Here is a 20,499-nt window from a genome sequence, read left to right as displayed (position 1 = left end):
GGCGCGGCCGGGGCGTGCCGGCGGGCCAGGGCGAGCGCGTCGGCCGGTCGCAGGGGGCGCAGGTCGAGGGTCGCCGCGGCGCCCCGGCCGGCCAGGTTGCTGCGCACGTCGGCCAGCGCGCCGCCGGGGACGGGGCGGTGGGCGAGGACCACGGCGACCCGGTCGCCGAGCGTGGCGCGGGAGAGGAAGTGCAGCAGCCGCAGGGAGCCCTCGTCGGCCTCGTGCGCGTCGTCCACGACCAGCACCGCGCCGGTGCCGGCGGCCGCCAGCCGGAGCAGCTCGGCCACCGCGACGAACAGCCGCTGGTGCCCGACCCGGCCGTCCCAGCTGCCCCCGCCGCCGGTGAGCGCGCGCTCGATCTCCGCCCGCAGGGCGTCGTCGAGACCGTCGAGCAGGGCGGGGTGCCGGCGGCACAGGTCGGCCAGCGCCTCCAGCACCGGGGCGTACGGCCACGCCCCGTCGATCCGCGCGGCCAGCCCGGTGCCCACCCGCATGCCGGCGCGGGCCGCATCCCGCTCCAGGGCGGCCAGGACGGTGGTCTTGCCGACGCCGGCGGGCCCGCTGACGAACAGCACCCGGCCGGTGCCCCGCCGCACCGCGTCCAGGGCGGAGCGGATCCACGTCAGCTCGTCCTCCCGGCCCACCACCGCGTCCCCGCCCTCCCGGGGCGCGGCGGCCGTCCCGGAGGCGAGCAGCTCAGCGCGGAACCGGGCCGCCTCCCGGCCGAGCCCCACGCCGAGCTCCTGGCGCAGCGCCCGTTCCAGGCGCTCGAACTGGCGCAGGGCGGCAGCCCGGTCGCCGCCCTCGGCCAGCTGCCGGGCCACGGCCACGTGTGCCTGCTCGTCGGCGGGGTCGACGGCGAGGACGTCGGCCCACCGCCCGGCCAGGCGCAGCAGGTCCAGGTGCAGCAGGCGCAGGCGCTCGCGCGGCTCCTCGGTCCAGGCGGCGTAGAGGTCGTCGGGCAGCAGGTCGCCGGCGTAGCCGTCGGCGGCCGCGGCGGCCGCCGCGGGATCGTGCGCGGCCAGCGCCGCCCGGCCGTGTTCCTCGAACCGCAGCGCGTCGACCGTCACCCGGGCGTCGGGGAACAGCGCGACGGCGTCCCCGGCGAGCACCAGCGCGGACGGGGTCCCCGTCCAGCGGCGGGCGTAGTGGGCGGCCTTGTGCAGCCGGGGCGCGGCGTCCGCCGCGGTCAGGTCCGGCCACAGCGCGGTGAGGACCCGGTCGCGCACCAGCCGGTGGCCGGGGGCGAGCGCGAGCAGCGCGACCAGGGCGGCGGCCGAGCGGCGCCGCCACCGGTCGTCGGGCACGGGGATGCCGTCCACCACGACCCGGAAGCCGCCGAGCAGGTCGATCCGCAGCTCGTGGGCGTCCATCCCACCACCCCCGGGGGACCCTAGACCGGTCAGGCGGCCGGAGGCAGGGCCGTCAGGAGCTCGATCTCGTCGACCATCGCCGATGACAGCTCCATGAGCAGCGCGCGGATGCGGGGCAGGTCCCAGTCGTGCGCGGCGATCTGCTCGACCACCCGCAGCATCGGCAGCGAGAGCGCGTCGCGGGACGCGGCGTACCCGGCCAGCGCGGCCAGCTGGGCGCGGCCGGGCCGCGGCGCGGCGAGGACGGCGCGGGCGAGCAGCTCGGCGTCGCGCAGGCCGGCGGTGATGCCGTGGGTGGACAGCGGGTCCTTCCAGCAGCCGGCGTCGCCGACCAGCGCCCAGCCCGGCCCGAACGGGTGCCGCAGCCGGCCGGGGACGCCGCGCACGTGCCGGACGCCGCCCACCCGCCGGGCCGCGGCGAGCCCGGGGCCGAGCGGGCCGGGCGCGGTCAGCGCGCACAGCGCCCCCTCGGGCCCGTGCGCCCGCACCAGGCCGGCCACCACGCCGGGCCGCCCGCCGGCGAAGACGCAGGTGAGCCCGTCGTTCGTGGGGATCGCCCCGGCGCTGACGCCGGGCCGGTAGAGCCAGTCGTACCCGTCGACCGGGAGCTCGGCCCAGTAGCCGTAGACGATCTCGGCCGCGGCCGAGCCCGCGTAGCGGACCGGGGCGCCGACCGCGTCGGCGACGAGGGAGGAGCGGCCGTCGGCACCGACGACCAGCGCCGCGGTCTCCTCGCGCGGCCGGCCGTCGCGGTCCCGGGTGAGGACGCCGGTGACCCGCCCGTCGTGCCCCCGCAGCAGCCCGGTCACCGGCGTGCCGTACCGGACGGTGGCGCCGGCCCGCACCGCGGCGTCGGCCAGGACGGGGTCGAGCACGGTGCGGCGCGGCGCGTAGAGGGCGTCGACCTCGGGGGTCGGCCGGACCGTCACCGCCACCGTCTCGTCGCCGTAGTGGAAGACGGTGCGCCGGACCGGCGGGGTGCCGGCCTCGCGGATCGCGTCGAGCAGACCCCAGCGCGACAGCTGCAGGACCCCGGCGCGCATGAGCGCGTGCGTCGACACCGTGTCGCTGCCGTACCGGGCGCGGTCCACGCAGAGCACCCGCAGGCCGGCGCGGGCCAGCAGCATCGCCGTGGAGGCGCCGGCGGCGCGGGCGCCCACCACCACGACGTCCCACCGGGGGTTCACGCCGCGCTCCGCAGCGCCTCGCGGGGCACGCCGGCCCCGAGGTCGGCCAGCAGCCGGCCGACGACGGCCGCGGCGTCGTGGCGGACGCCGTCGAGGAAGGTCGAGTTACGGCGGGTCTGCATCCGCATGCCGACCACGTGCAGCCCGCGCGCGGCCGTCGTCCCGGCGACGTGCCGGATCTCGCCGGCCGCGTCGAGCACGGGCACGTGCAGCCACGGATACGACCGCCGGTAGCCGGTGGCCCAGACCACCGCGCCGATCCCGGCCGCGGCCAGGTCCAGCTCGACGGGCGGCTGGGCAGTCCGGATGCCGGGCAGGGCGGGCGGGGCGGGGAGGACCTCGTCGGCCAGGCCGACGGCGGCGGCGTAGCTGTCGATGCGGTGCAGCAGGCCGGCCATGTGGTCGTCGGCCGCCCGGGTGGTCAGGGGCAGGTCGTCGGCGAACCGGAGCCGGGTGCCGTCGGCGGCCAGCAGCCGCCCGGTCAGGGTGATCCCGCGGGCCTGCAGGGCGGGCAGGTCGACCGCGCGGTCGTCGGGCCGGCCGACCAGCTGCAGCGAGGGGTCCGGCGGCGTGTCGGCGGGGGCGACGTGCGGGCGGACCCGGCGGTCGAGCAGCCCCATCGCGTCCAGCCACCACAGGATCTCCATCCCGCGGTAGCGCCGGGGGACGCGGGCGTGCCGGCCGACGGCGAGCGTGACCGGGCGGCCGGTCGCGGCGATCTCGTCGGCCAGCTGCACCCCGGACGCCGACGCGCCGACCACCAGCACACCGGCGTCGGGCAGCCCGGCCGGGTCGCGGTAGGACGCGGCGGTCAGCTGCACCAGCGAGCGGTCGAGCCGGGCCGCGGCGGCCGGGACCGACGGCAGGTCCGACCAGCCGGTCGCGACGACGACGGCCCGGGTGGTCCAGTGCCCGGCGGCCGTGGCGATCCGGTAGCCGGCCGGGGCGGGCCGCAGGGACTCGACGGCGGCGCCCTCGACCACCGGGGCCCGGGAGGCGACGGCGTAGGCGGAGAGGTAGTCCGCGACCTCGCGGGCGGACATGTAGCCGGCGGGGTCGGGGCCGGCGTACCGCCAGCCGGGCAGCCGGCTCATCCAGTTGGGGGTCAGCAGGCGCAGCGACCGCCAGCGGGCGGAGCGCCAGTGCTCGGCCGCGCGGCCGCGCTCGAGGACGACGTGGTCGACGTCGGCCTCGGTGAGCAGCCGGCTGACCGCGAGGCCGGCCTGTCCGGCACCGACGACGGCGACGGGGACGGGGGTCATGGCGAGCTCCGGGGGTGCCGGGCCGCGCCGGGCCGCCCGGGGAGGGCGGACCGGCCGGCGGGGGGAGGCGGCGCGGCCGCTCAGGGGGTGGTGACGTCGATGACGACGTCGGTGCCATGGGACAGCACGTCGTAGACGGCCGACCGGCGGCGGGACTGCTCGACCAGGGCCGCCAGCTGCTCCGGCGCGGCGTCGCCCTCGATCTCGAAGGACACCCGGATCTGCCGGTAGCCGTTCCGGACGTCGTCGGAGAGTCCGAGGATGCCGAGCAGGTCGACGTCGCCCTCGACGGTTGACCGCACCCGGGTGAGCGTCACGCCGCGGGCGGCGGCGATGTTGGCCAGGCCGGCGGTGAGGCAGGCGGCGATGGCGTGCAGCAGGGTCTCCACCGGGGTGGGGCCCTGGCCGGTGCCGACGAGGACCGCCGGGTGGTCGGCGTCGGAGACGAACGGCTCGGTGCGGCTGGTGTCCTCCTGGCCGGCGCCGTAGAAGCCCTGGATCTCGGTGCGGCTGTGCGTGCCGCTGATCCAGGTGTTGCTCGCCCGGAAGCGGAAGTCGGCGAGCGAGGGGGTGCCGCGCACGGCGTCCAGCGTGGCGAACAGCGTCGGGACGTCCACGCCGTTGCGGGCCGGGCGGGTCGGGGTCTGCGTCATGACGGGGTCTCCTCGGGAGGGTCGTTCCTGACGCTGCGGGACGCTAGGGCCGCGACCTTCCCCCGGCCTTCCGCGACGGCGGGGCCCTCGGCGGTGCGCGGAAGGTCCGGGGAAGCCCCCGCGTGCACCGTCGGCGGCAACCCGGTCCGGCGTCGATCCGCCGGGTGGAGGAGGTCGAGATGAGCAGCGTGCTCCCGGTGGGGGCGCACACCGACGACGAGGCCCGCGCGCGGGAGCCCGGGCCGCGGGTCGGCGACAGCGCGAGCCGCAGCCGCCGGGTGCGGGCCGAGGACATCGGCCTGTTCACCGAGCTGACCGGGGACGCCAACCCCCTGCACACCGACCCGGCCCTGGCCGCGCGCTCGCGGTTCGGCGGCGTCGTCGTCCAGGGCGGGGTGACCAGCGGCCTGCTCAACGCGCTGGTCGCCGAGGACCTGCCCGGCCCCGGCAGCGTCTTCCTCTCCGTCGCCTGGAGCTTCCGCGCCCCGGCACGCCCCGGGGACCTCCTCACCGCCCGGGCCGAGGTGACCGGCGTCCGCACCGACAAGCCGGTCACCCACCTGGCCACGACGATCACCAACCAGGACGGCGTCGTCGTGCTGGAGGGCACGGCGGTCGTCTGGCGCGACCCGGAGGTGGCCCGCGCGACCCGGTAGGCGCGGTCAGCGCAGGGCGGCGGCCACCTTCGCCGCGGCGGCGGCCACGGCCCGGCCCACGCGCCCGACGTCCACGGTGTCGTCGACGTAGACCACGGCGACCGCGGCCCGCGCCCCGCCGTCGGGTCCGGGGACGGGCGCGGCGATCGACCGCAGGCCGGGGATGACCTCGCCCTGAGAGCTCGCCCAGCCGGTGCGCCGGGCCTCGTCGAGCTCCGGCCGGTCGTCGGGAGCGGGCGGTTCGGGCATGAGCAGCGCCAGGCCTGGGGCGCCGCGGCCGACCGGGTGGCGGGTGCCGGGGCGGTAGACGACGTGCGCGGTGGTGTCGTGCGGCTCGACCGTCGTGACGGTCACCGCGTCGTCGCCGGCCCGGACGACGAGGAACGCGGTCATGCCGAGCTCGGCGACGAGGTCGTCGAGGCGGGGGAGGGCGGCGGCCTGCAGGCCGGAACGGACCCCGCGGGCCAGCGCGGCCAGGCCCAGCCCGAGCCAGAAGTGGCCGGCGCGGTCCCGCTCGACGAGCTGGTGGTCCTCGAGGGTGCGCAGCAGCCGATAGGTGATCGAGCGGTGCAGCCCCACGCCCTGCGCGATCTCCATGACCGGCTGCGGGGTGCCCACGGCGGCGAGGTGCTCGAGGATCCGGAGGCCGCGGTCGAGGGTCTGCGACTGCGGCGCGCTCGCCGCGCCGTCCTCTGCCGCCATCGCCGTCCTCCCGGGTCCTCCGTGCCGGAACCAGCCTACGGGCGCAGGTGACCGGCCCCCGCGAGGGCGGGGACCCGGATCGGCGCCCCGGGGTCAGCCGGCGCGCAGGCCGGCCAGGAAGGTGTCGAGCAGGCCGAGCTGGGTCTCCGGGGGCGTCGGGTTGCTGGGCAGGGTGGCCAGGACCTGCAGGCCCATGGCCATGGCGAGCAGCTGCTCGGCGAGGACGCCGTCGGGCGTGGCCACGGTGACCTCGCCGTCGGCCCGTCCCTCGGCGAGGAGGGCGCAGAGGTCCCGGCGCCAGGTGGTCATGGCGGCGTCGCTGATCTCCCCCAGCCGCTCGTCGGTCACCGTGCGGCTCCAGAACGGCAGGACGATGCGCGCCTCGAGGACGGTGAGCTCCGTGGTGGGCAGCACCTCGACGAGGAAGGCGCGCAGCGCCGTCAGGCCGCGCCTGCCCTCGACCGCGGCCCGGATCCGCTCGTTCGTGCGGTCGAAGACGTAGACGAAGGCCGCCTCGATCAGCGCTTCCTTGTTCGCGAAGTAGTAGGCGAGCGCGCCGTTGGCGTAGCCCGCCTCGCGCGCGATCTCGCGCATCGTGGCGGCGTCGGCCCCCTGGGTGGCCATCAGCCGCCAGGTCACCTCGAGGATCTCGCGGCGCTTCGCGTCGCGGTCCACCAGTCTCGGCACCGGGCTCCCGTCCCCTCGTCGTCCGACCGTCAGTGTCGTGGACGCGGGGACGGGAACCCGGGCCGGGTCGTCACCGGACGGCGTCCCCCGCCGGCGCGCGGCGGGACCGCTGGGCGACCGCGACGACGACCCCGCCGGCGAACGCCAGCGCGATGACCACCAGCAGGACGGCGGCCAGGACGGCGTCCCCGCTGATCAGCGTGGTGAAGTTGCTCAGCACCAGGACCGTGACGCCGACCAGCCCGAGGGTGCCGAGCACCGGCGCCACCCGCGTGTGCCACACCCGCCGGTCGACCTTCGTCCGCGCGAAGAACGCCAGGACCGCCAGGCTGGTGAGCACCATCAGCACGAGGATGCTGACCGTCGCGAGGCCGGACATCCAGGTGAACAGCTGGAGCACCGGGTCGGAGCCGGCCAGCGCGAAGACCGCCACGATGACCGCGGCCGATGCCGTCTGGGTCAGCGACCCCACGTGCGGCGAGCCGTGCCGGGAGTGCGTCCGGCCCAGCCCGGCCGGGGCCCGCCGCTCGCGACCGAGCGCGAAGAGGTAGCGCGAGACCGCGTTGTGGAACGCCAGCAGTGCGGCGAACAGGCTGGTGAGCAGCAGGATCACCATCACGTCGGCCAGGCCCGGCGTCACGTACTGGGCACCGGCCGCGAACACCAGGCCCGCGGTGTCGGCCTGGGCGGCCGCCACCACGCCGTCGCTGCCGAAGGCCAGGACGATGGCCCAGCTGGCCAGCGCGTAGAAGGCGCCGATGGAGACCACCGCGACGTAGGTCGCCAGCGGCACGGTGCGCCGCGGGTTGCGCGCCTCCTCGCCGTAGATCGCGGTCGCCTCGAAGCCGATGAAGGAGGCGATCGCGAACATGATGCTGATCCCCGGGGCACCGGAGAAGAACGCCGACGGGGTGAACGAGGAGAACTCGATGCCGTCGGCCCCGCCCTGCACCAGGACGGCGACGGCCACCACGGCGATGACCGCGATCTCGAGGGTCAGCAGGACCCCGAGGACCTTGGTGCCGACGTCGATGTTGCGGTAGCCCAGCAGCGCGACGAGGGCCATGAGCAGGAACGCCCACACCCACCACGGCAGGTCGGGGCCGCCGTACTGGACGACCAGGCCCTGCGCCGTCGCCCCGGCCAGCCCGTAGAGACCGGCCTGGATGGCGGTGTAGGTGAGCAGGGCCAGGCCCGCCGAACCCACGCCGACCGGCGCGCCGAGCCCCTTGGTGACGTAGGCGTAGAAGGCGCCGGCGTCGACCACGTGCCGGCTCATCGCGGCGTAGCCGACGCTGAACAGCAGCAGGACGACGGCCGCCACGACGTAGGCCAGCGGGTTCCCGGGGCCGTTGCCGATGGCCAGCATGACCGGCAGGGCGCCGCCGATCGCGGTCAGCGGCGCGGCGGCGGCGACGACGAGGAACACGATGCCGATGACGCCGATCGAGCCGCGCAGACCGCGGCCGGACCCCTCCTCGGGAGCGGCGACGTCCGGGCGGGGCGGGGAGAGCTCACTCATGGCAGGAACCGCCGTCCTGGGGGGAGCCGGCGGCGCGGGACCGGCAGTGGGCACTGGCGCTGGGCGGGACGTCCAGCGTGGGGTTGCGGTCGAAGAAGCCGACCGGCTTGAGCTGGAAGCCGGTGCGGTCGACCGGCATGATCGGCCAGTCCTCGGGCCGGGGGACGTGGGTGAGGCCGAAGGTGTGCCAGACGACGACGTCGGTGCCGTCGAGGTCCCGGTCGGCGGCGGTGTACTCCGGCAGGCCGGCGCCGCCCTTGTGCTGGTTGACGAAGTCGCCGGCCGCGTAGCGCTCGGCCGGGTCGTAGGCGGTGACCCACAGGTGCCTGGTCGCGAAGGTGGCCCGGCGGTGGATGGAGCTGCCCTCGTCGGCGAGCAGGACCGGCTGCCCCTCCGGGTACAGGGCGTAGGCGACGGGCTCACCGAGCCGGTTGCGGCTGTTCGGGTTGCTCACGTGCCAGACCCGGCCGACGCCCTGGTCGGCCATCCGCTGCGCCTCGGACTCCCGGCGCAGCGTCGTCCGCCGCTGGGTGAAGGCGTTGCCCCGCGGGTTGTCCGGCCCCATCGGGACACGGACGAAGTCGAGCTCCTCGACGGTGTTGGTCGGGCCGTCGACGGTCATGTCCAGCCGGGCGCTGAACAGGTGCTGGTGGTAGGGCGCGCCGAGGCCGGGGGCGATCTCGGAGGCGTACGGGTAGCCGGCCCCGGGGTGGGCGGACGTGAAGACGATGCCGGTGGCCTTGACCTCGAAGCCGATGGTGCCGTCGAGGTAGAGGTACCAGTAGAACCCGTAGTCGTAGTTGCCGATCGTGGTGAAGAAGCTGATCACCATGCGGCGCTGGCGGCGGGTCTCGGACGAGCCGGTCCACAGGTCGCTGTGCTTCCAGAGGATCCCGAAGTCCTCCTCGTGCATGCAGACGGCGTTGGGCAGCACCTGCGGGTTGCCGCGCTCGTCGGCGATCACCGCGTCCAGGTAGGTGATGTCGCCGAGGCAGTCGCAGCCGAGCTCCAGGGCGTTGGCGTAGCGGCCGACCAGGTACTCGCCGGTGTCGAAGTAGTTCTGCCAGGACCGGATGGGGGAGGGGTCGGCGTAGGGGACGACCATCTCGGCGATCGAGGCGCGGTGGATGACCGGCCGCAGCCGGCCGCCGTCGACGAAGCCGATCTGGTGCAGCGTCAGGCCCTCGCGGGCGTCGAAGCCCACGCGCAGCTGCCAGCCCTCCCAGGTGAGCAGGTTGCCGTCGAGGGTGAAGCTCGGGCCCTCGGGCTGGGTGATCTCGATCGGCTTCTGGGTGGTGCGCAGCGGGCCGGTGAGCTCCGGGTCGGTGAAGTTGCCGTGCTCCTCGGGGATCGGCACGGGCCCCATGTCGACGACCTGGTCGACGGTCTTGTTCATGACGTCGACGTAGGCCACCAGCCCGTCGATCGGGTGGGCCCAGGGGTGGTCCTCGGGGTGGTCCTGGCGGAAGGCCAGCCCGCGCAGGATCCGCCGGCCCTCCTCCTCCGGGTACTCGAAGACGCCCGCCGACAGCGGGGCCACCCTCACGTCCGCCACGTCCAGGTCGCGGGCGGCCAGCGCCGCCAGCCACCGCTCGTCGGTCGCGAGGACCTCCTCCACGAGGGCGAACTCCTCGTCCAGCACCGGCAGCTGGCCGTCGGTCGCGGCGTCCAGCGCCCGGTCGGACACCAGCTCGCCGCGGCTCACCGAGACGACGACGTCCCGGGCGGCCGGGCGCGAGACGTCGTGCAGGAGTGCCCGCACCCGCCGGTCCGGCGCGGCGGCGGTGTCCGACAGCGCCGACTTGGCGGGCTCCTCCAGGCCGACGTAGACGAAGCGGGTGGTCTCGGCCACGAGACCGGCGTCCACGAGGACCTGGCGGGCGGCGGAGATCTCCTCCGCGGTCAGCCGCTCGAGTGGATGGCTGCGGGGCGGTGCGGCGGCGGGTGCGGCCATGGGGCTTCCCTCTCTTGGTTCTACGGGTGTAGAAACATGGCGTGACACAGGTTACAAGTGCCGCATCGGTATGTGAAGCCCCCGTCCGAAAGTCGATCGACCGGCCGGTACTGCGGTCCTGCGCTGCGTTCCTGGCCGTCACCTCGGCGACACTGCACGTCGCGACGGCCGCCGCCGGGGCCACTCCCGCGGTGGCCCTGGTCCTGCTGGCCATGGGGCTGGCCTGCCTGCCGTGCGCGCTGCACCTGGTCCTCCTGCCGCGGCGCCGCGCGTGGGCCCAGGCCGGCCTCGTCGCGGCGGCCATGCTGGTCGCACACCCGTTGCTGGGGCCCGGCGGCGCCCACGCGCACGCCGGCGGCCCGGCGCAGGGCGCGCTCGGCGCGGCCATGGTGCTGGTGCCCGCCCTCGGGCTGGGACTCGCGGGTGCGGGGCTGCTCCTCGCCGGCCGCGGACCGCGCGGGCCGCGTCATGGGTCGCCGGGGCCCGCGTCTCCTGCTGTGTGACACCCGGACCCGGCGCGCGGGGTGGTGCCGCGCCCCCGGTGGGCGTCAGGCTGCTCGTCGTGGACGACTCCGCGGCCCTGCGCCGCGTCCTGGCCGACGTCTTCGCCGACACCGGCGACATCCGCGTCGTCGCCGAGTGCGCGGACGGGGCGGAGGTCGTCGAGGCGGCGCAGCGCGCCCGGCCGGACGTCGTCCTCATGGACCTGGTCATGCCGCGGGTCGACGGCCTCGAGGCGGCCCGCCGGCTGCTGGACGTCCAGCCGGAGGTGCGCGTCGTCCTGCACAGTGCTCTGCTCGACCCCACCGCCGTCCGGGCGGCGCGCCGCCTCGGCCTGGCCGGCTACCTGCTCAAGGGCGACGTCACCGACCTGGCCCAGCACGTCCGCGAGGTCGCCGCCGGCGGCACCGCGTGGAGTCCGCGCGCGAGCGCCGTCCCTGAGGAGTGACCGTGCCACAGACCCGGATCGGCGTCGTCGGCGCCGGCGTCATCGCCCGGCGCCACGTGCGCACGCTGGCGCGCTTCGACGACGTGCGGGTGGTCGCGATCGCCGACCCGGACACCGAACGCGCGCGCACCCTCGCCGGCACGGTGGGCGCCGCGGTCTTCGCCGACGTCGACGCCATGCTCGACGAGGCGCGGCCCGACGCCGTCTACGTGTGCGTGCCGCCGTTCGCGCACGGCGCCCCGGAGCTGGCCGCCGCGGCCCGCGGGCTGCCGTTCTTCGTGGAGAAGCCGCTGGCCACCGACCTGGCGACGGCGGAGGAGATCGACGCCGTCGTCCGGGAGAAGGGGCTGGTCACCGGCGTCGGCTACCACTGGCGGTGGATCGACACCGTCGAGCACCTGCGGGGCCTGCTGGCCGCCCGGCCGGCCCGGCTGGCCGTCGGCTCCTGGCTGGACGCCACCCCGCCGGTGCCCTGGTGGCAGCGCCGCGACCTCTCCGGCGGCCAGCTCGTCGAGCAGGTCACGCACCTGGTCGACACCGCGCGGCTGCTCGTCGGGGAGATCGAGGAGGTCCACGGCTTCGGCGCCCGGTCGGAGCGGGCCGGGTTCCCCGACAGCGACGTCGACGACGTCACCACCGTCGCGGTGCGCTTCGCCACCGGGGCCGTCGGCACGTTCGTGGCCAGCTGCCTGCTGGCCGGTCCGCACGCCGTCGGCCTGCAGCTGGTCGCCGACGGCGTGGTCGCCGAGCTCACCGAGAAGACCCTCACCGTCGTCGACGCCGACGGCCGCGAGGAGCGGACCGCCGCGGGCGACCCGTTCGCGCGGGAGGACCGCGCCTTCGTCGACGCCGTGCAGGGTGGCCCCGACCGCACCCGCGCCGACTACGCCGAGGCGCTGCGCACCCACCGCGTGACCGTCACCGCGGCCCGGTCGGTCGCCGAGGGAGTGCCGCTGCGCGTCCCGGCGGGAGACGGCCGGTGAGGACCCGCCGGCTGCTGTGGGTCTTCCACTGGCTGGTCGTGGGGGGTGAGGAGACGGAGGTGCGCCTGCTGAGCCGGCACCTGCGGCCCGCCTGGGAGATCGACGTCGTCGTCTGCCTGCGCCGCCCCGGGATGCCGGAGCAGACGCACGCCCAGCTGGCCGAGTGCGGCGTCCCCGTCGACACCACCCCGTGCGACCTGCCCGACGACGAGGTCGTGGACCACCTGGCCCGCGTGATCCCGGGCCACGACGTCGTGGTGGCCAGCCAGGGCGTGCCGTTCGTCCACCCCGCCCTGGCGCGGCTGGAGGACCGGCCGCCGCTGGTCGAGCACGGCGGGCTGGTCCGGGAGGCCGAGTCCGGGTCCAAGGACGGCACCGACCGCTACGTCGGGGTCTGCGCCTCCATCCGGGACGCCGCGGCCGCCCGCATGCCCGACCGGCCGCACCACGCGCTGGAGATCCCGTCCATGGTCGACCTCGGCGAGTTCGACCCGGGCCGGCGGGCCGCCGTGCGCCGCGAGTGGGGTCTGGCCGACGACGTCCCGGTCCTCGGCTGGATCGGCCGGCTGGACCGGAAGAAGCGGGTGGAGGACGTGCTCGCGGCCGCCGCGCTGCTGGCCGAGGGGCACCCGGAGGTGCGCTGGGTCCTGGTCGGCGGCCCGAACTTCATGTACCCGGAGCACGCCGACACACTGCGCGATCTGGCCACCCGGCTCGGGCTGGACGGGCGGGTGCGCTGGCTGGGCGACCGGGCCGACGTCCCCCGGCTGCTGACCGGGCTGGACGCCCTGGTCTGGCTGTCGGAGGGGGAGGGGATGCCGCACGTCCTGGCCGAGGCCGGGGCCGCCTGCCTGCCGGTGGTCGCGACCCCCGACAACGGCGCCGGCCAGCACCTGGTGCACGGGCGCAACGTGCTGTTCGTCCCGCACCGGGACCCGGTGGCGGTGGCGGAGGCGCTGGGCCGGGTGGTGCGCTCCCCGGCGCTGCGCCGCCGGCTGGGGCGGCAGCTGCGGGCGGACGTGGAGGCGCGGTTCAGCGTGCCCGCCGTCCTGCCGCGGTGGCGGGCCCTGCTCGACGAGCTGGCCCCCGCGTGAGCCGCGACGAGGGTGCCCGGCCGCACGGCCGGGCACCCTCGTCAGGTCGGAACGGTCAGCGCACCGACGCCTGCGCCCCCTCCCGCTGCGCGGCCTCGGCGTCCCGCTGTCCGGGTCCGGCGTTGCTGCCGGACTCGGGCAGGTCGGAGTCGCCGTGGTCGTCGAGCATCGTCTCCTCGTCGAAGGGGCTCTCGCCGGACAGTGCCGCCGACAGCTGCTCGCGGTCGAGCTCCTTGGTCCAGGTGGCGACCAGGACGGTCGCGATCGCGTTGCCGGCGAAGTTGGTCACCGCGCGGGCCTCGGACATGAAGCGGTCGATGCCGACGATCAGGCCCACGCCGTCGAGCAGGTCCGGACGGTGGGCCGAGAGCCCGCCGGCCAGCGTGGCCAGGCCGGCGCCGGTGACCCCGGCGGCACCCTTGGACGCGATGATCATGAAGACCAGCAGGCCGATCTGCTCGCCGACCGTCAGCGGGTCGCCCAGTGCCGAGGCGATGAACAGCGAGGCCATCGTCAGGTAGATCGCGGTGCCGTCGAGGTTGAAGGAGTAGCCGGTCGGGACGACGATGCCGGCGACCGGCTGGCTGACGCCGGCGTGCTCCATCTTCGCGATCAACCGGGGCAGCGCCGTCTCCGACGACGAGGTCGAGACGATCAGCAGGAACTCCCGGCCCAGGTACTTCATCAGCGTGAAGACGTTCACGTGGGCGACGAGGCGCAGGATCGTCCCGAGGATGACGAACACGAAGATCGCGCAGGTGATGTAGAAGGCCAGCATGAGCACGGCCAGGCTCTTCAGCGCGTCGATGCCGGTCTCCCCGACGACGGCGGCGATCGCCCCGAACGCCCCGATCGGCGCCAGCCACATGACCATCGAGAGGATGCGGAACACCAGCTTCTGCAGGATCCCGACCGCGCGCAGGATCGGCTCACCGGAGCGGCCCATGGCCTGGATCGCGAACCCGACGAGCAGCGCGACCAGCAGCGCCTGCAGCACCGAGCCCTCGGTCAGGGCCGACAGCAGCGTCGTCGGGATCAGGCCCAGCACGAAGTCGATGGTGCCGCCGCCCTCCTCGGCCGTCGTCGCCAGCTCCGCACCCTGCCCCCGCAGCTCGTCGGAGAGCTGCAGCCCGTCCCCGGGGTGGATGAGGTTGCCCACCAGCAGGCCGATCGTCAGGGCGACGGTCGACATGAGGATGAAGTAGCCGAGCGCGAGCCCACCGATCCGGCCGACCTTGGCCGCCTGCCGGATCGCGCCGATGCCCAGCACGATCGTGCAGAAGATGACGGGCGCGATCAGCATCTTGATCAGGCCCACGAACGCGGTGCCCAGCCACTTGAGGCTGGTGGCGAACTCGGGGAACGCGAAGCCGACGGCGATGCCGAGCACCACCGCCCCGATGACGGCGATGTAGAGCCAGTGCGTCCGGTCCTTCTTCCGGGCGGCGGGCGGTGTGTCGTGCTCGGTGCCTGACGCCATGACGTCTCCTGTCGTCGGCCGGAGGCGAGTGCCTCCCGGGTCCGGTGGGTTCTGCCCCGTGGAGGGCGACGCCAGTCACACTGCTGGCCGGGGTGACGGCGGTCACGCATTCGGTCATTGCGTTCACGCCGGACGGCGGCGGGTCCGGCAGGCGGCACACTCGGCACGTGCGCGTGCCCGCCTCCCTCCCGCACCGCCGCGACCCGAGCCTGGCCCGGCGGCTGCTGCTGCTGCAGGCGCTCGTGGTCGGCGTCGTCGTCCTCACCGCCACGGCCGTCGCCTACCTCGACGCCCGCCAGGCGGTGCAGCAGTCCGCCGAGCAGGAGACGACGGCCATCGTGGAGAGCCTCGCCGACTCCCCGCTCGTGCTCGAGGCGGTGACCGGCCCCGACCCGTCCGCGGTGCTGCAGCCCTACGTGGAGCAGGTGCGGGCCGACACCGGCACCTCGTTCATCACCGTCCTCGCCCCCGACCGCACCCGGTACACCCACCCCGATCGCGACCAGATCGGCCGTCCCTTCCGCGGCACGATCGCCCCGGCGCTGGCAGGGGAGACGTTCACCGAGACCTACACCGGCACCCTCGGCCCGTCGGTGCGGGCGACCGGCCCGGTGGTGGGCGCCGGCGGGGAGGTCGTGGCGCTGGTGTCCGCGGGCATCACCGTCGAGGCCATCGGGGAGGACCTCGCCGCCGCCGTCCCCGGGATCGCCGGGACCGCCCTGGTCACCCTCGCCGTCGGCGGGCTGGGCAGCTGGGCGCTCAGCCGCCGGCTGCAGCGGCAGACCCACGGCCTCTCGCCGGGGCAGCTGGCCCGCATGGTCGAGTACCACCACGCGGTGCTGCACGCCGTCCGGGAGGGCCTGCTGCTGGTCGACGGCGAGCGGCGGGTGCAGCTGGTCAACGACGAGGCGCGGCGGCTGCTGGGCCTGGACGGCGACCCGGCCGGCCGGCACGTCGCCGACCTGGGCCTGCCCGCCGAGCTCACCGCGCTGCTGACCCAGCAGCGGACCGCGGTCGACGAGGTGCACGTGACCGGCACCCGCGTGCTCGTGGTCAACCAGGCGCCGCCGCAGGCCGCCGACGGCGGGGCCGGCACCGTGGTCACCCTGCGGGACCACACCGACCTGCAGGCCCTGACCGGCGAGCTGGACAGCGTGCGGTCCTTCGCCGAGTCGCTGCGGGCGCAGGCCCACGAGGCGGCCAACCGGCTGCACACCACCGTCTCGCTGGTCGAGCTCGGCCGCACCCAGGAGGCGATCGAGTTCGCCACCGCGCAGCTGGCCTCGGCGCAGCGGCTGACCGACCGGGTGGTCAGCGCGGTGGGTGACCCGGTGCTGGCCGCGCTGCTGCTGGGCAAGGCCGCGACCGCGCACGAGCGGGGCGTGCTGCTGGAGATCGACCCCGCGACGTCGGTGGGGGAGACCGGCCTCCCGGGCGGCGACCTGGTCACCATCGTCGGCAACCTGCTGGACAACGCGATCGACGCCGCGCTGTCCGGGGACCCGCCGCGGGAGGTCCAGCTGGCCCTGGAGGTCGCCGGCGGCCGGCTGGAGATCCGGGTCGAGGACACCGGCCCGGGTGTCGCCGAGGCCGACCTGCCGCGGGTCTTCGAGCGCGGCTGGTCGACCAAGGACGCCGGCGGCGCGCCCGCGGGGCTCGGCCGGGGCCTCGGGCTCGCCCTGGTCGCGCAGGCGGTGCGCTGGCACGGCGGCACGATCACGGTGCGCCCCGGCCCGGGCGCGGAGTTCGTGGTCTCGCTGCCCCTCCCGGTGCCGGCGGGAGCCGCCCGGTGAGCGCCCCGGTGATCCGCGTGCTCGTCGTCGAGGACGAGCCGGTCGCCGCCGAGGCGCACCGCGCCTACGTGGACCGGACGGCGGGCTTCGGCACCGCCGCGGTCGCCGGCACCGGCGCGCAGGCCCTCGACGCGCTGGCCCGGCTGCCGGTCGACCTGGTGCTGCTGGACATGAACCTGCCCGACACGCACGGCATCGAGCTGTGCCGGCGGATCCGGGCGGCGGGTGCGCAGGTCGACGTCCTCGCGGTCACCTCGGCGCGGGAGCTCACCACGGTGCGCGCGGCGGCGGCGCACGGCGTGGTCGGCTACCTGCTCAAGCCGTTCACCTACCCGGCCCTGCGCGACCGGCTGACCGCCTACGCCGAGTACCGGGCACGGTTGCACGCCGCGGGCGACGCCGCCGGCCAGGACGAGGTCGACCGCGTGCTCGGTTCGGCACGGCCCAGCCGGCCGGCGCCGCTGCCGAAGGGGATGGGGCGGGAGACGCTGGACGCCGTCGTCGCCGCCGTCCGGGCCGGGGACGGGCTCTCGGCCGCGGAGACCGGCGAGCTGATCGGCGCCTCGCGGATCACCGCCCGCCGCTACCTGGAGTACCTCGCCGACACCGGCGTGGTCGACCGCGCCCCCCGCTACGGCGGCGCCGGCCGCCCCGAGATGGAGTACCGCTGGCGGTGACCCTCAGCCGCAGGCCGGGCGGGTCAGCCACAGCAGCAGCCCGATGGTCAGCCCGACGGTCGAGTGCCCCACCACGCCGCGGGCGTGGGTGACCAGCGGGTAGTCGGTCATCGTCGGCAGGGACGTGCCCTCGTCGACGACCAGGAAGGCCGCGGCGCCGACGGCGAGCCCGGCGGCCAGCGGGTGCACGCCCCGCCGGGTGAGCGCGGCGGCGAGCACGCCGTAGGTCGTGCCGAAGGTGCGGTGCAGCGCCAGCCCGACCCGCCCGGCCGCCGCGTCGTCGAGATCCCGCCCGGCCACCTGCCCGAGCTGCCGGCCCAGCTGCACGAGCGTGCCGCCCGGCGCGAGCTCCTGCTCCCGGCGCCTGGACGCCTCGCTCTGCCGCGCGTAGAAGAGCGTGGTGACGGCGTCCATCGTGCGGCTGGCGACGTAGCCGGCCAGCGCTCCGGTCGCCAGGGTCTGCCGCCGTCGGGTCATCTCCGGCTCCCTCCGCCGGCCGCAGTATCGGGGGACGGCGATCCGCGGAGGAACCCCCGGGCGGCTCCTCGACGGTTCCGTCGCCACCGCCCCCGCCCGACCCCTCACCCCGCGTGAGGAGCGGCCGCCCCGAGCCCCGGACACCGGTGCCCGGGGCTCGGGGCGCCCGTCGATGAGCTGGGCAGGAGCTACTCGACCGCGCCGACCAGCCGGTCGCCGGTTCCGCGCACCGCCGGTGCGGGCCGCGGCCGGGGCGCCCGCGAGGCCGCCGTCGGCACCACCAGGGCCAGCAGGCTGCCGAACACCGCCAGCGCGGTGAGGACGTAGAAGATCGACGTCAGCGAGATCCCCGAGGCGATGAGGAGCCCACCGACCAGCGGGCCGCCGATGCCGCCGAGGCGGCCGAAGCCGGCGCACCAGGCGACACCGGCGCTGCGGACGTTCGTCCGGTAGTAGGTCGCGACGAATCCGTAGATCAGGATCTGCGTCCCGCTGGTGCCCAGGCCGACGACGGCGACGAAGGCCAGCAGGACGGCGAGCGGGAGGCTGACGGTCAGGAACGCGATCGCCGCCGCACCGAGCAGGAAGGAGGCGGCCACCACGGGCTTGGGGCCGAACCGGTCGGCGAAGCGGGAGGCGCCCAGCGCACCGAGCACCGCGCCGCCGTTGAGCACGAGCAGGAAGGCCAGCGAGCCGTTGGTGGAGAAGCCGGCCCGGCCCATGAGCTCCGGCAGCCAGGTGTTGAGCGCGTAGACCAGGAGCAGGCCGGTGGCGCTGAGCAGCCCGAGCAGCACGGTGGGCAGCAGGTACACCCGGCTGGCCAGCCCGGCGAAGCCCGCCCGCCCGCGAGCCACCGGCTCGGTCGCCGGCGCGCCGGGGGCCGCGGTCTCGGCGAGGTCCACCCCGGTGCGCCGGGCGACCGCGCGGGCCTCCTCGAGCCGTCCGCGGGAGGCCAGCCACGCCGGGGACTCCGGCATCTTGAGGATCGCCAGCGGGAACAGCGTCACCAGCGGGAGGGCGCCGAGGAGGAACATCCCCCGCCAGCCGATGGCGTCCAGCGCCACGATCGCCACCAGGGCGGCGAGCAGGCTGCCCAGCGGGACGCCGGAGTAGGTGATCGCGTTCGCGACGTTGCGCCGGCCCGCCGGCGCGAACTCCGCCACCAGTGCGCCGGTGGTGGCGACGAGCGCGCCGACGCCGATGCCGGTGACGAAGCGGAGCAGGCCGAACACCGTCGTGGTCGTCGCCAGCGCGGTGAGCGCCATGCCGACGGAGAACCAGGCGTAGGCGGTGAGCATGACCTTCCGCCGGCCGATCAGGTCGGCGACGCCGCCGGCCACCAGCGCGCCGACGAGCACGCCGACGAGGGCGTAGCTGCCCAGCGCGCCGGCCGTGGCCGGCGTCACCGCGCCGATCTGGCCGGGGTCGCGGAGGAAGAGGGGGACGACGGTGCCGTACACGACCAGGTCGTAGCCGTCGAACACCAGGCCGACGGTCGCGAGCGACACGATCCACGTGACCGTCCTGCGGCGGAGCACGTCCTGCTGGGGGGAATCCACTGCTGTTCTCCTCGTCTCGGGCGTGCGGCGGCCGTAGCAGGGCAGGCGGGAGCCGGCGAGCGACGTCGCCACGGGGGTGGGGGAGGGGTGCGACCCGGCGCGCAGGGCGGGGATGCGGTGCGCGCCGGGGGGCCGGCGGGGCGCGCGAGCGGCGCCCGGCGGGGTCAGTCGGAGGCAGGGTCCTGCGCTGTGTCCGACGGCGCCGGGTCCTGCGCTGTGTCCGACGGCGCCGGGTCCTGCGCTGTGTCCGACGGCGCCGGGTCCTGCGCTGTGTCCGACGGCGCCGGGTCCTGCGCTGTGTCCGACGGCGCCGGGTCCTGCGCTGTGTCCGACGGCGCCGGGTCCTGCGCGATGTCCGACGGGTGGGGGGCCAGGGGCGTGACCGTCATCCGCATGTGGGCGAACAGCGGCAGGCCCCAGAGGATCTCGTGCAGCTGCTGGTTGCTGTCGACGGCGAAGACGCTGAGGTTGGCGTACTCCCCGACGCACCGCCAGATGTGGCGCCAGTGGCCAGAGCGCTGCCACTCCTGCGAGTAGGCCCTCTCCCGGGCCAGGAGGTCGTCGCGCGCCGCCGGGTCCATGTCCGGTGGCAGCGCGACGTCCATCCGGACCGCGTACAGCTGGGTCACGCGGGGTCCAGCGCGAAGTCGTAGGTGACCTCCTCGCCGGCGCCCGAGGCGGCCGGGGTCGGGTGCAGGATCAGCTCCGGCTTCACGGCCTGGGCGACGTCGGTCTCGACGTAGTCGCCGCCCTGGAAGTACAGCTGGGTGGTGACCAGCTGCTTGCCGGGCGCGGACACCTTGAGGTGCAGGTGGGCCGGGCGCCACGCGTGCCAGCCGGCCGCCGCGATGAGCGCGCCGCAGGAGCCGTCGGTCGGGATCTGGTACGGCGCCGGCTTGACCGTGGAGAACGCGAACCGGCCGTCCGGCCCGGTCAGGACCGTGCCGCGCAGGTTCCACTCCGGGATCCCGGGGGCGAACTGGGAGTAGAAGCCGTCGTCGTCGGCGTGCCACAGCTCGACCCGGGCGTCCTGCAGCGGGGCGCCGTCCAGGTCGGTCACGGTGCCCTGGAACACGAACGGCGTGCCCTTCTCCCCGTCGCGCATCGGGAGGGTGGCCTGGCTGCGGAACTCCGGCGAGCCCGGGATGTAGTACGGGCCCTCGATGGTGCCGGTGGCGCCCTTGCGGTCGGCGTTGGCCACCTCCTCGACCACGTGCTCGACCCAGACGTCGAGGAACAGCGGCCACTCGCCGTCCTGCCCGACCCGGATCAGCCACGCCTTCAGCGCGTCGTACTCGGCGTAGGTGACCCCGTGCCGCCGGATGACGTCGTGCAGGGCGGTGAGGGCGTCGGTGGCGATCGCCGAGACGCGCGCCTGGTCGACGGCGGCTGCGGCGCGCTCCTTCTGGGCGAAGCGCTCGGTGGCGTTGCGGCCGGAACCGGCGGCGGTCGGGTTGATCTCGGTGGGTGCGGTCACGGTGTCCTCCTGGG

Annotated in this window: 20 protein-coding genes; 7 read left to right on the top strand and 13 right to left on the bottom strand. The window is 75.9% G+C overall.

The window, feature by feature from the left end; genetic code table 11:
* The 4 genes from MY526_RS16555 to MY526_RS16540 all read right to left on the bottom strand — a co-directional run.
* The coding region (locus tag MY526_RS16555; RefSeq protein ID WP_436704536.1) for a BREX system ATP-binding domain-containing protein at positions 1-1,373 on the bottom strand (1,373 nt) is incomplete at its 3' end.
* Between the two features lie 29 nt (positions 1,374-1,402).
* Positions 1,403-2,560 (bottom strand): NAD(P)/FAD-dependent oxidoreductase, encoded by a 1,158-nt coding sequence (locus tag MY526_RS16550; protein ID WP_436704534.1) that lies wholly within the window; start codon positions 2,558-2,560, stop codon positions 1,403-1,405.
* On the bottom strand, positions 2,557-3,822 hold the full coding sequence (locus MY526_RS16545) for a flavin-containing monooxygenase (protein WP_436694169.1): 1,266 nt from the start codon (positions 3,820-3,822) through the stop codon (positions 2,557-2,559). Before MY526_RS16545 ends, MY526_RS16550 begins: the two co-directional genes overlap by 4 nt.
* An 80-nt stretch (positions 3,823-3,902) precedes the next feature.
* Positions 3,903-4,475: an OsmC family protein gene (locus tag MY526_RS16540; protein WP_436704532.1), complete on the bottom strand. Its 573-nt coding sequence runs from the start codon at positions 4,473-4,475 to the stop codon at positions 3,903-3,905.
* A 179-nt stretch (positions 4,476-4,654) separates the two neighbouring features.
* Here MY526_RS16540 and MY526_RS16535 point away from each other — a divergent pair, with 179 nt between their 5' ends.
* Positions 4,655-5,131, top strand: coding sequence for a MaoC family dehydratase (locus MY526_RS16535; RefSeq protein WP_436704530.1), 477 nt, complete (start codon positions 4,655-4,657; stop codon positions 5,129-5,131).
* 6 nt (positions 5,132-5,137) lie between these two features.
* On the opposite strand, the gene MY526_RS16530 is transcribed toward MY526_RS16535, so the two are convergent.
* The 4 genes from MY526_RS16530 to MY526_RS16515 form a co-directional block, all read right to left on the bottom strand.
* The gene (locus MY526_RS16530; protein WP_436694173.1) at positions 5,138-5,833 is read right to left on the bottom strand and encodes an IclR family transcriptional regulator; all 696 of its coding nucleotides are present in this window, start codon (positions 5,831-5,833) and stop codon (positions 5,138-5,140) included.
* A gap of 93 nt (positions 5,834-5,926) precedes the next feature.
* Positions 5,927-6,520, bottom strand: coding sequence for a TetR/AcrR family transcriptional regulator (locus MY526_RS16525; RefSeq protein WP_436694174.1), 594 nt, complete (start codon positions 6,518-6,520; stop codon positions 5,927-5,929).
* 70 nt (positions 6,521-6,590) lie between these two features.
* Positions 6,591-8,042: an APC family permease gene (locus MY526_RS16520; protein WP_436694175.1), complete on the bottom strand. Its 1,452-nt coding sequence runs from the start codon at positions 8,040-8,042 to the stop codon at positions 6,591-6,593.
* Positions 8,035-9,996 carry a primary-amine oxidase gene (locus tag MY526_RS16515; protein WP_436704529.1) on the bottom strand — a complete coding sequence of 654 codons (1,962 nt, stop codon included), beginning with the start codon at positions 9,994-9,996 and terminating at the stop codon, positions 8,035-8,037. Before MY526_RS16515 ends, MY526_RS16520 begins: the two co-directional genes overlap by 8 nt.
* 191 nt (positions 9,997-10,187) lie before the next feature.
* On the opposite strand from MY526_RS16515, the gene MY526_RS16510 reads away from it, so the two are divergent.
* From MY526_RS16510 to MY526_RS16495, 4 genes are read left to right on the top strand one after another with little or no spacing between them, the layout of a single operon-like run.
* Positions 10,188-10,499 (top strand): hypothetical protein, encoded by a 312-nt coding sequence (locus tag MY526_RS16510; protein WP_436694177.1) that lies wholly within the window; start codon positions 10,188-10,190, stop codon positions 10,497-10,499.
* A 59-nt stretch (positions 10,500-10,558) separates the two neighbouring features.
* Entirely contained in the window at positions 10,559-10,945 is a 387-nt protein-coding gene (locus MY526_RS16505) for a response regulator (protein ID WP_436694178.1), read from the top strand.
* A 2-nt stretch (positions 10,946-10,947) separates the two neighbouring features.
* The gene (locus MY526_RS16500; protein ID WP_436694179.1) at positions 10,948-11,928 is read left to right on the top strand and encodes a Gfo/Idh/MocA family protein; all 981 of its coding nucleotides are present in this window, start codon (positions 10,948-10,950) and stop codon (positions 11,926-11,928) included.
* Entirely contained in the window at positions 11,925-13,022 is a 1,098-nt protein-coding gene (locus MY526_RS16495; RefSeq protein WP_436704527.1) for a glycosyltransferase family 4 protein, read from the top strand. The genes MY526_RS16500 and MY526_RS16495 overlap by 4 nt, the downstream gene beginning before the upstream one ends.
* 55 nt (positions 13,023-13,077) lie before the next feature.
* Here the strand turns inward: MY526_RS16495 and MY526_RS16490 are convergent, their stop codons facing one another.
* Entirely contained in the window at positions 13,078-14,502 is a 1,425-nt protein-coding gene (locus MY526_RS16490; RefSeq protein ID WP_436694181.1) for a cation:dicarboxylate symporter family transporter, read from the bottom strand.
* Between the two features lie 167 nt (positions 14,503-14,669).
* Between MY526_RS16490 and MY526_RS16485 the strand changes: the two genes are divergently transcribed.
* Both MY526_RS16485 and MY526_RS16480 read left to right on the top strand, forming a co-directional pair.
* Complete coding sequence (locus tag MY526_RS16485) at positions 14,670-16,295, top strand: sensor histidine kinase (RefSeq protein WP_436704525.1); 1,626 nt, start codon at positions 14,670-14,672, stop codon at positions 16,293-16,295.
* Entirely contained in the window at positions 16,292-16,972 is a 681-nt protein-coding gene (locus tag MY526_RS16480) for a response regulator (RefSeq protein WP_436694183.1), read from the top strand. The genes MY526_RS16485 and MY526_RS16480 overlap by 4 nt, the downstream gene beginning before the upstream one ends.
* Positions 16,973-16,975: 3 nt before the next feature.
* Here MY526_RS16480 and MY526_RS16475 read toward each other — a convergent pair whose 3' ends face one another.
* From MY526_RS16475 to catA, 4 genes are all read right to left on the bottom strand, one after another.
* A complete protein-coding gene (locus tag MY526_RS16475; protein ID WP_436694184.1) occupies positions 16,976-17,449 on the bottom strand; it encodes a hypothetical protein in 474 nt (157 codons plus the stop codon).
* Positions 17,450-17,637: 188 nt separating this feature from the next.
* The gene (locus tag MY526_RS16470; protein ID WP_436704524.1) at positions 17,638-19,008 is read right to left on the bottom strand and encodes an MFS transporter; all 1,371 of its coding nucleotides are present in this window, start codon (positions 19,006-19,008) and stop codon (positions 17,638-17,640) included.
* Between the two features lie 164 nt (positions 19,009-19,172).
* Complete coding sequence (locus tag MY526_RS16465; protein ID WP_436694186.1) at positions 19,173-19,637, bottom strand: muconolactone Delta-isomerase family protein; 465 nt, start codon at positions 19,635-19,637, stop codon at positions 19,173-19,175.
* Complete coding sequence (catA, locus tag MY526_RS16460; protein ID WP_436694187.1) at positions 19,634-20,485, bottom strand: catechol 1,2-dioxygenase; 852 nt, start codon at positions 20,483-20,485, stop codon at positions 19,634-19,636. The genes MY526_RS16465 and catA overlap by 4 nt, the downstream gene beginning before the upstream one ends.
* Between the last annotated feature and the right edge of the window lie 14 nt (positions 20,486-20,499).

Source organism: Geodermatophilus sp. CPCC 205761 (assembly GCF_051383655.1).
In the GTDB taxonomy this organism is placed as follows: domain Bacteria; phylum Actinomycetota; class Actinomycetes; order Mycobacteriales; family Geodermatophilaceae; genus Geodermatophilus.
This window is presented reverse-complemented; position numbering and strand designations above follow the sequence as displayed.

Bases quoted from the DNA above. Each gene is read 5' to 3' on its own strand.
- MY526_RS16515 (WP_436704529.1), bottom strand. From the start codon at position 9,996: ATGGCCGCACCCGCCGCCGCACCGCCCCGCAGCCATCCACTCGAGCGG.
- MY526_RS16520 (WP_436694175.1), bottom strand. From the start codon at position 8,042: ATGAGTGAGCTCTCCCCGCCCCGCCCGGACGTCGCCGCTCCCGAGGAG.
- MY526_RS16535 (WP_436704530.1), top strand. From the start codon at position 4,655: ATGAGCAGCGTGCTCCCGGTGGGGGCGCACACCGACGACGAGGCCCGC.
- MY526_RS16490 (WP_436694181.1), bottom strand. From the start codon at position 14,502: ATGGCGTCAGGCACCGAGCACGACACACCGCCCGCCGCCCGGAAGAAG.
- MY526_RS16530 (WP_436694173.1), bottom strand. From the start codon at position 5,833: ATGGCGGCAGAGGACGGCGCGGCGAGCGCGCCGCAGTCGCAGACCCTC.
- MY526_RS16475 (WP_436694184.1), bottom strand. From the start codon at position 17,449: ATGACCCGACGGCGGCAGACCCTGGCGACCGGAGCGCTGGCCGGCTAC.
- MY526_RS16545 (WP_436694169.1), bottom strand. From the start codon at position 3,822: ATGACCCCCGTCCCCGTCGCCGTCGTCGGTGCCGGACAGGCCGGCCTC.
- MY526_RS16540 (WP_436704532.1), bottom strand. From the start codon at position 4,475: ATGACGCAGACCCCGACCCGCCCGGCCCGCAACGGCGTGGACGTCCCG.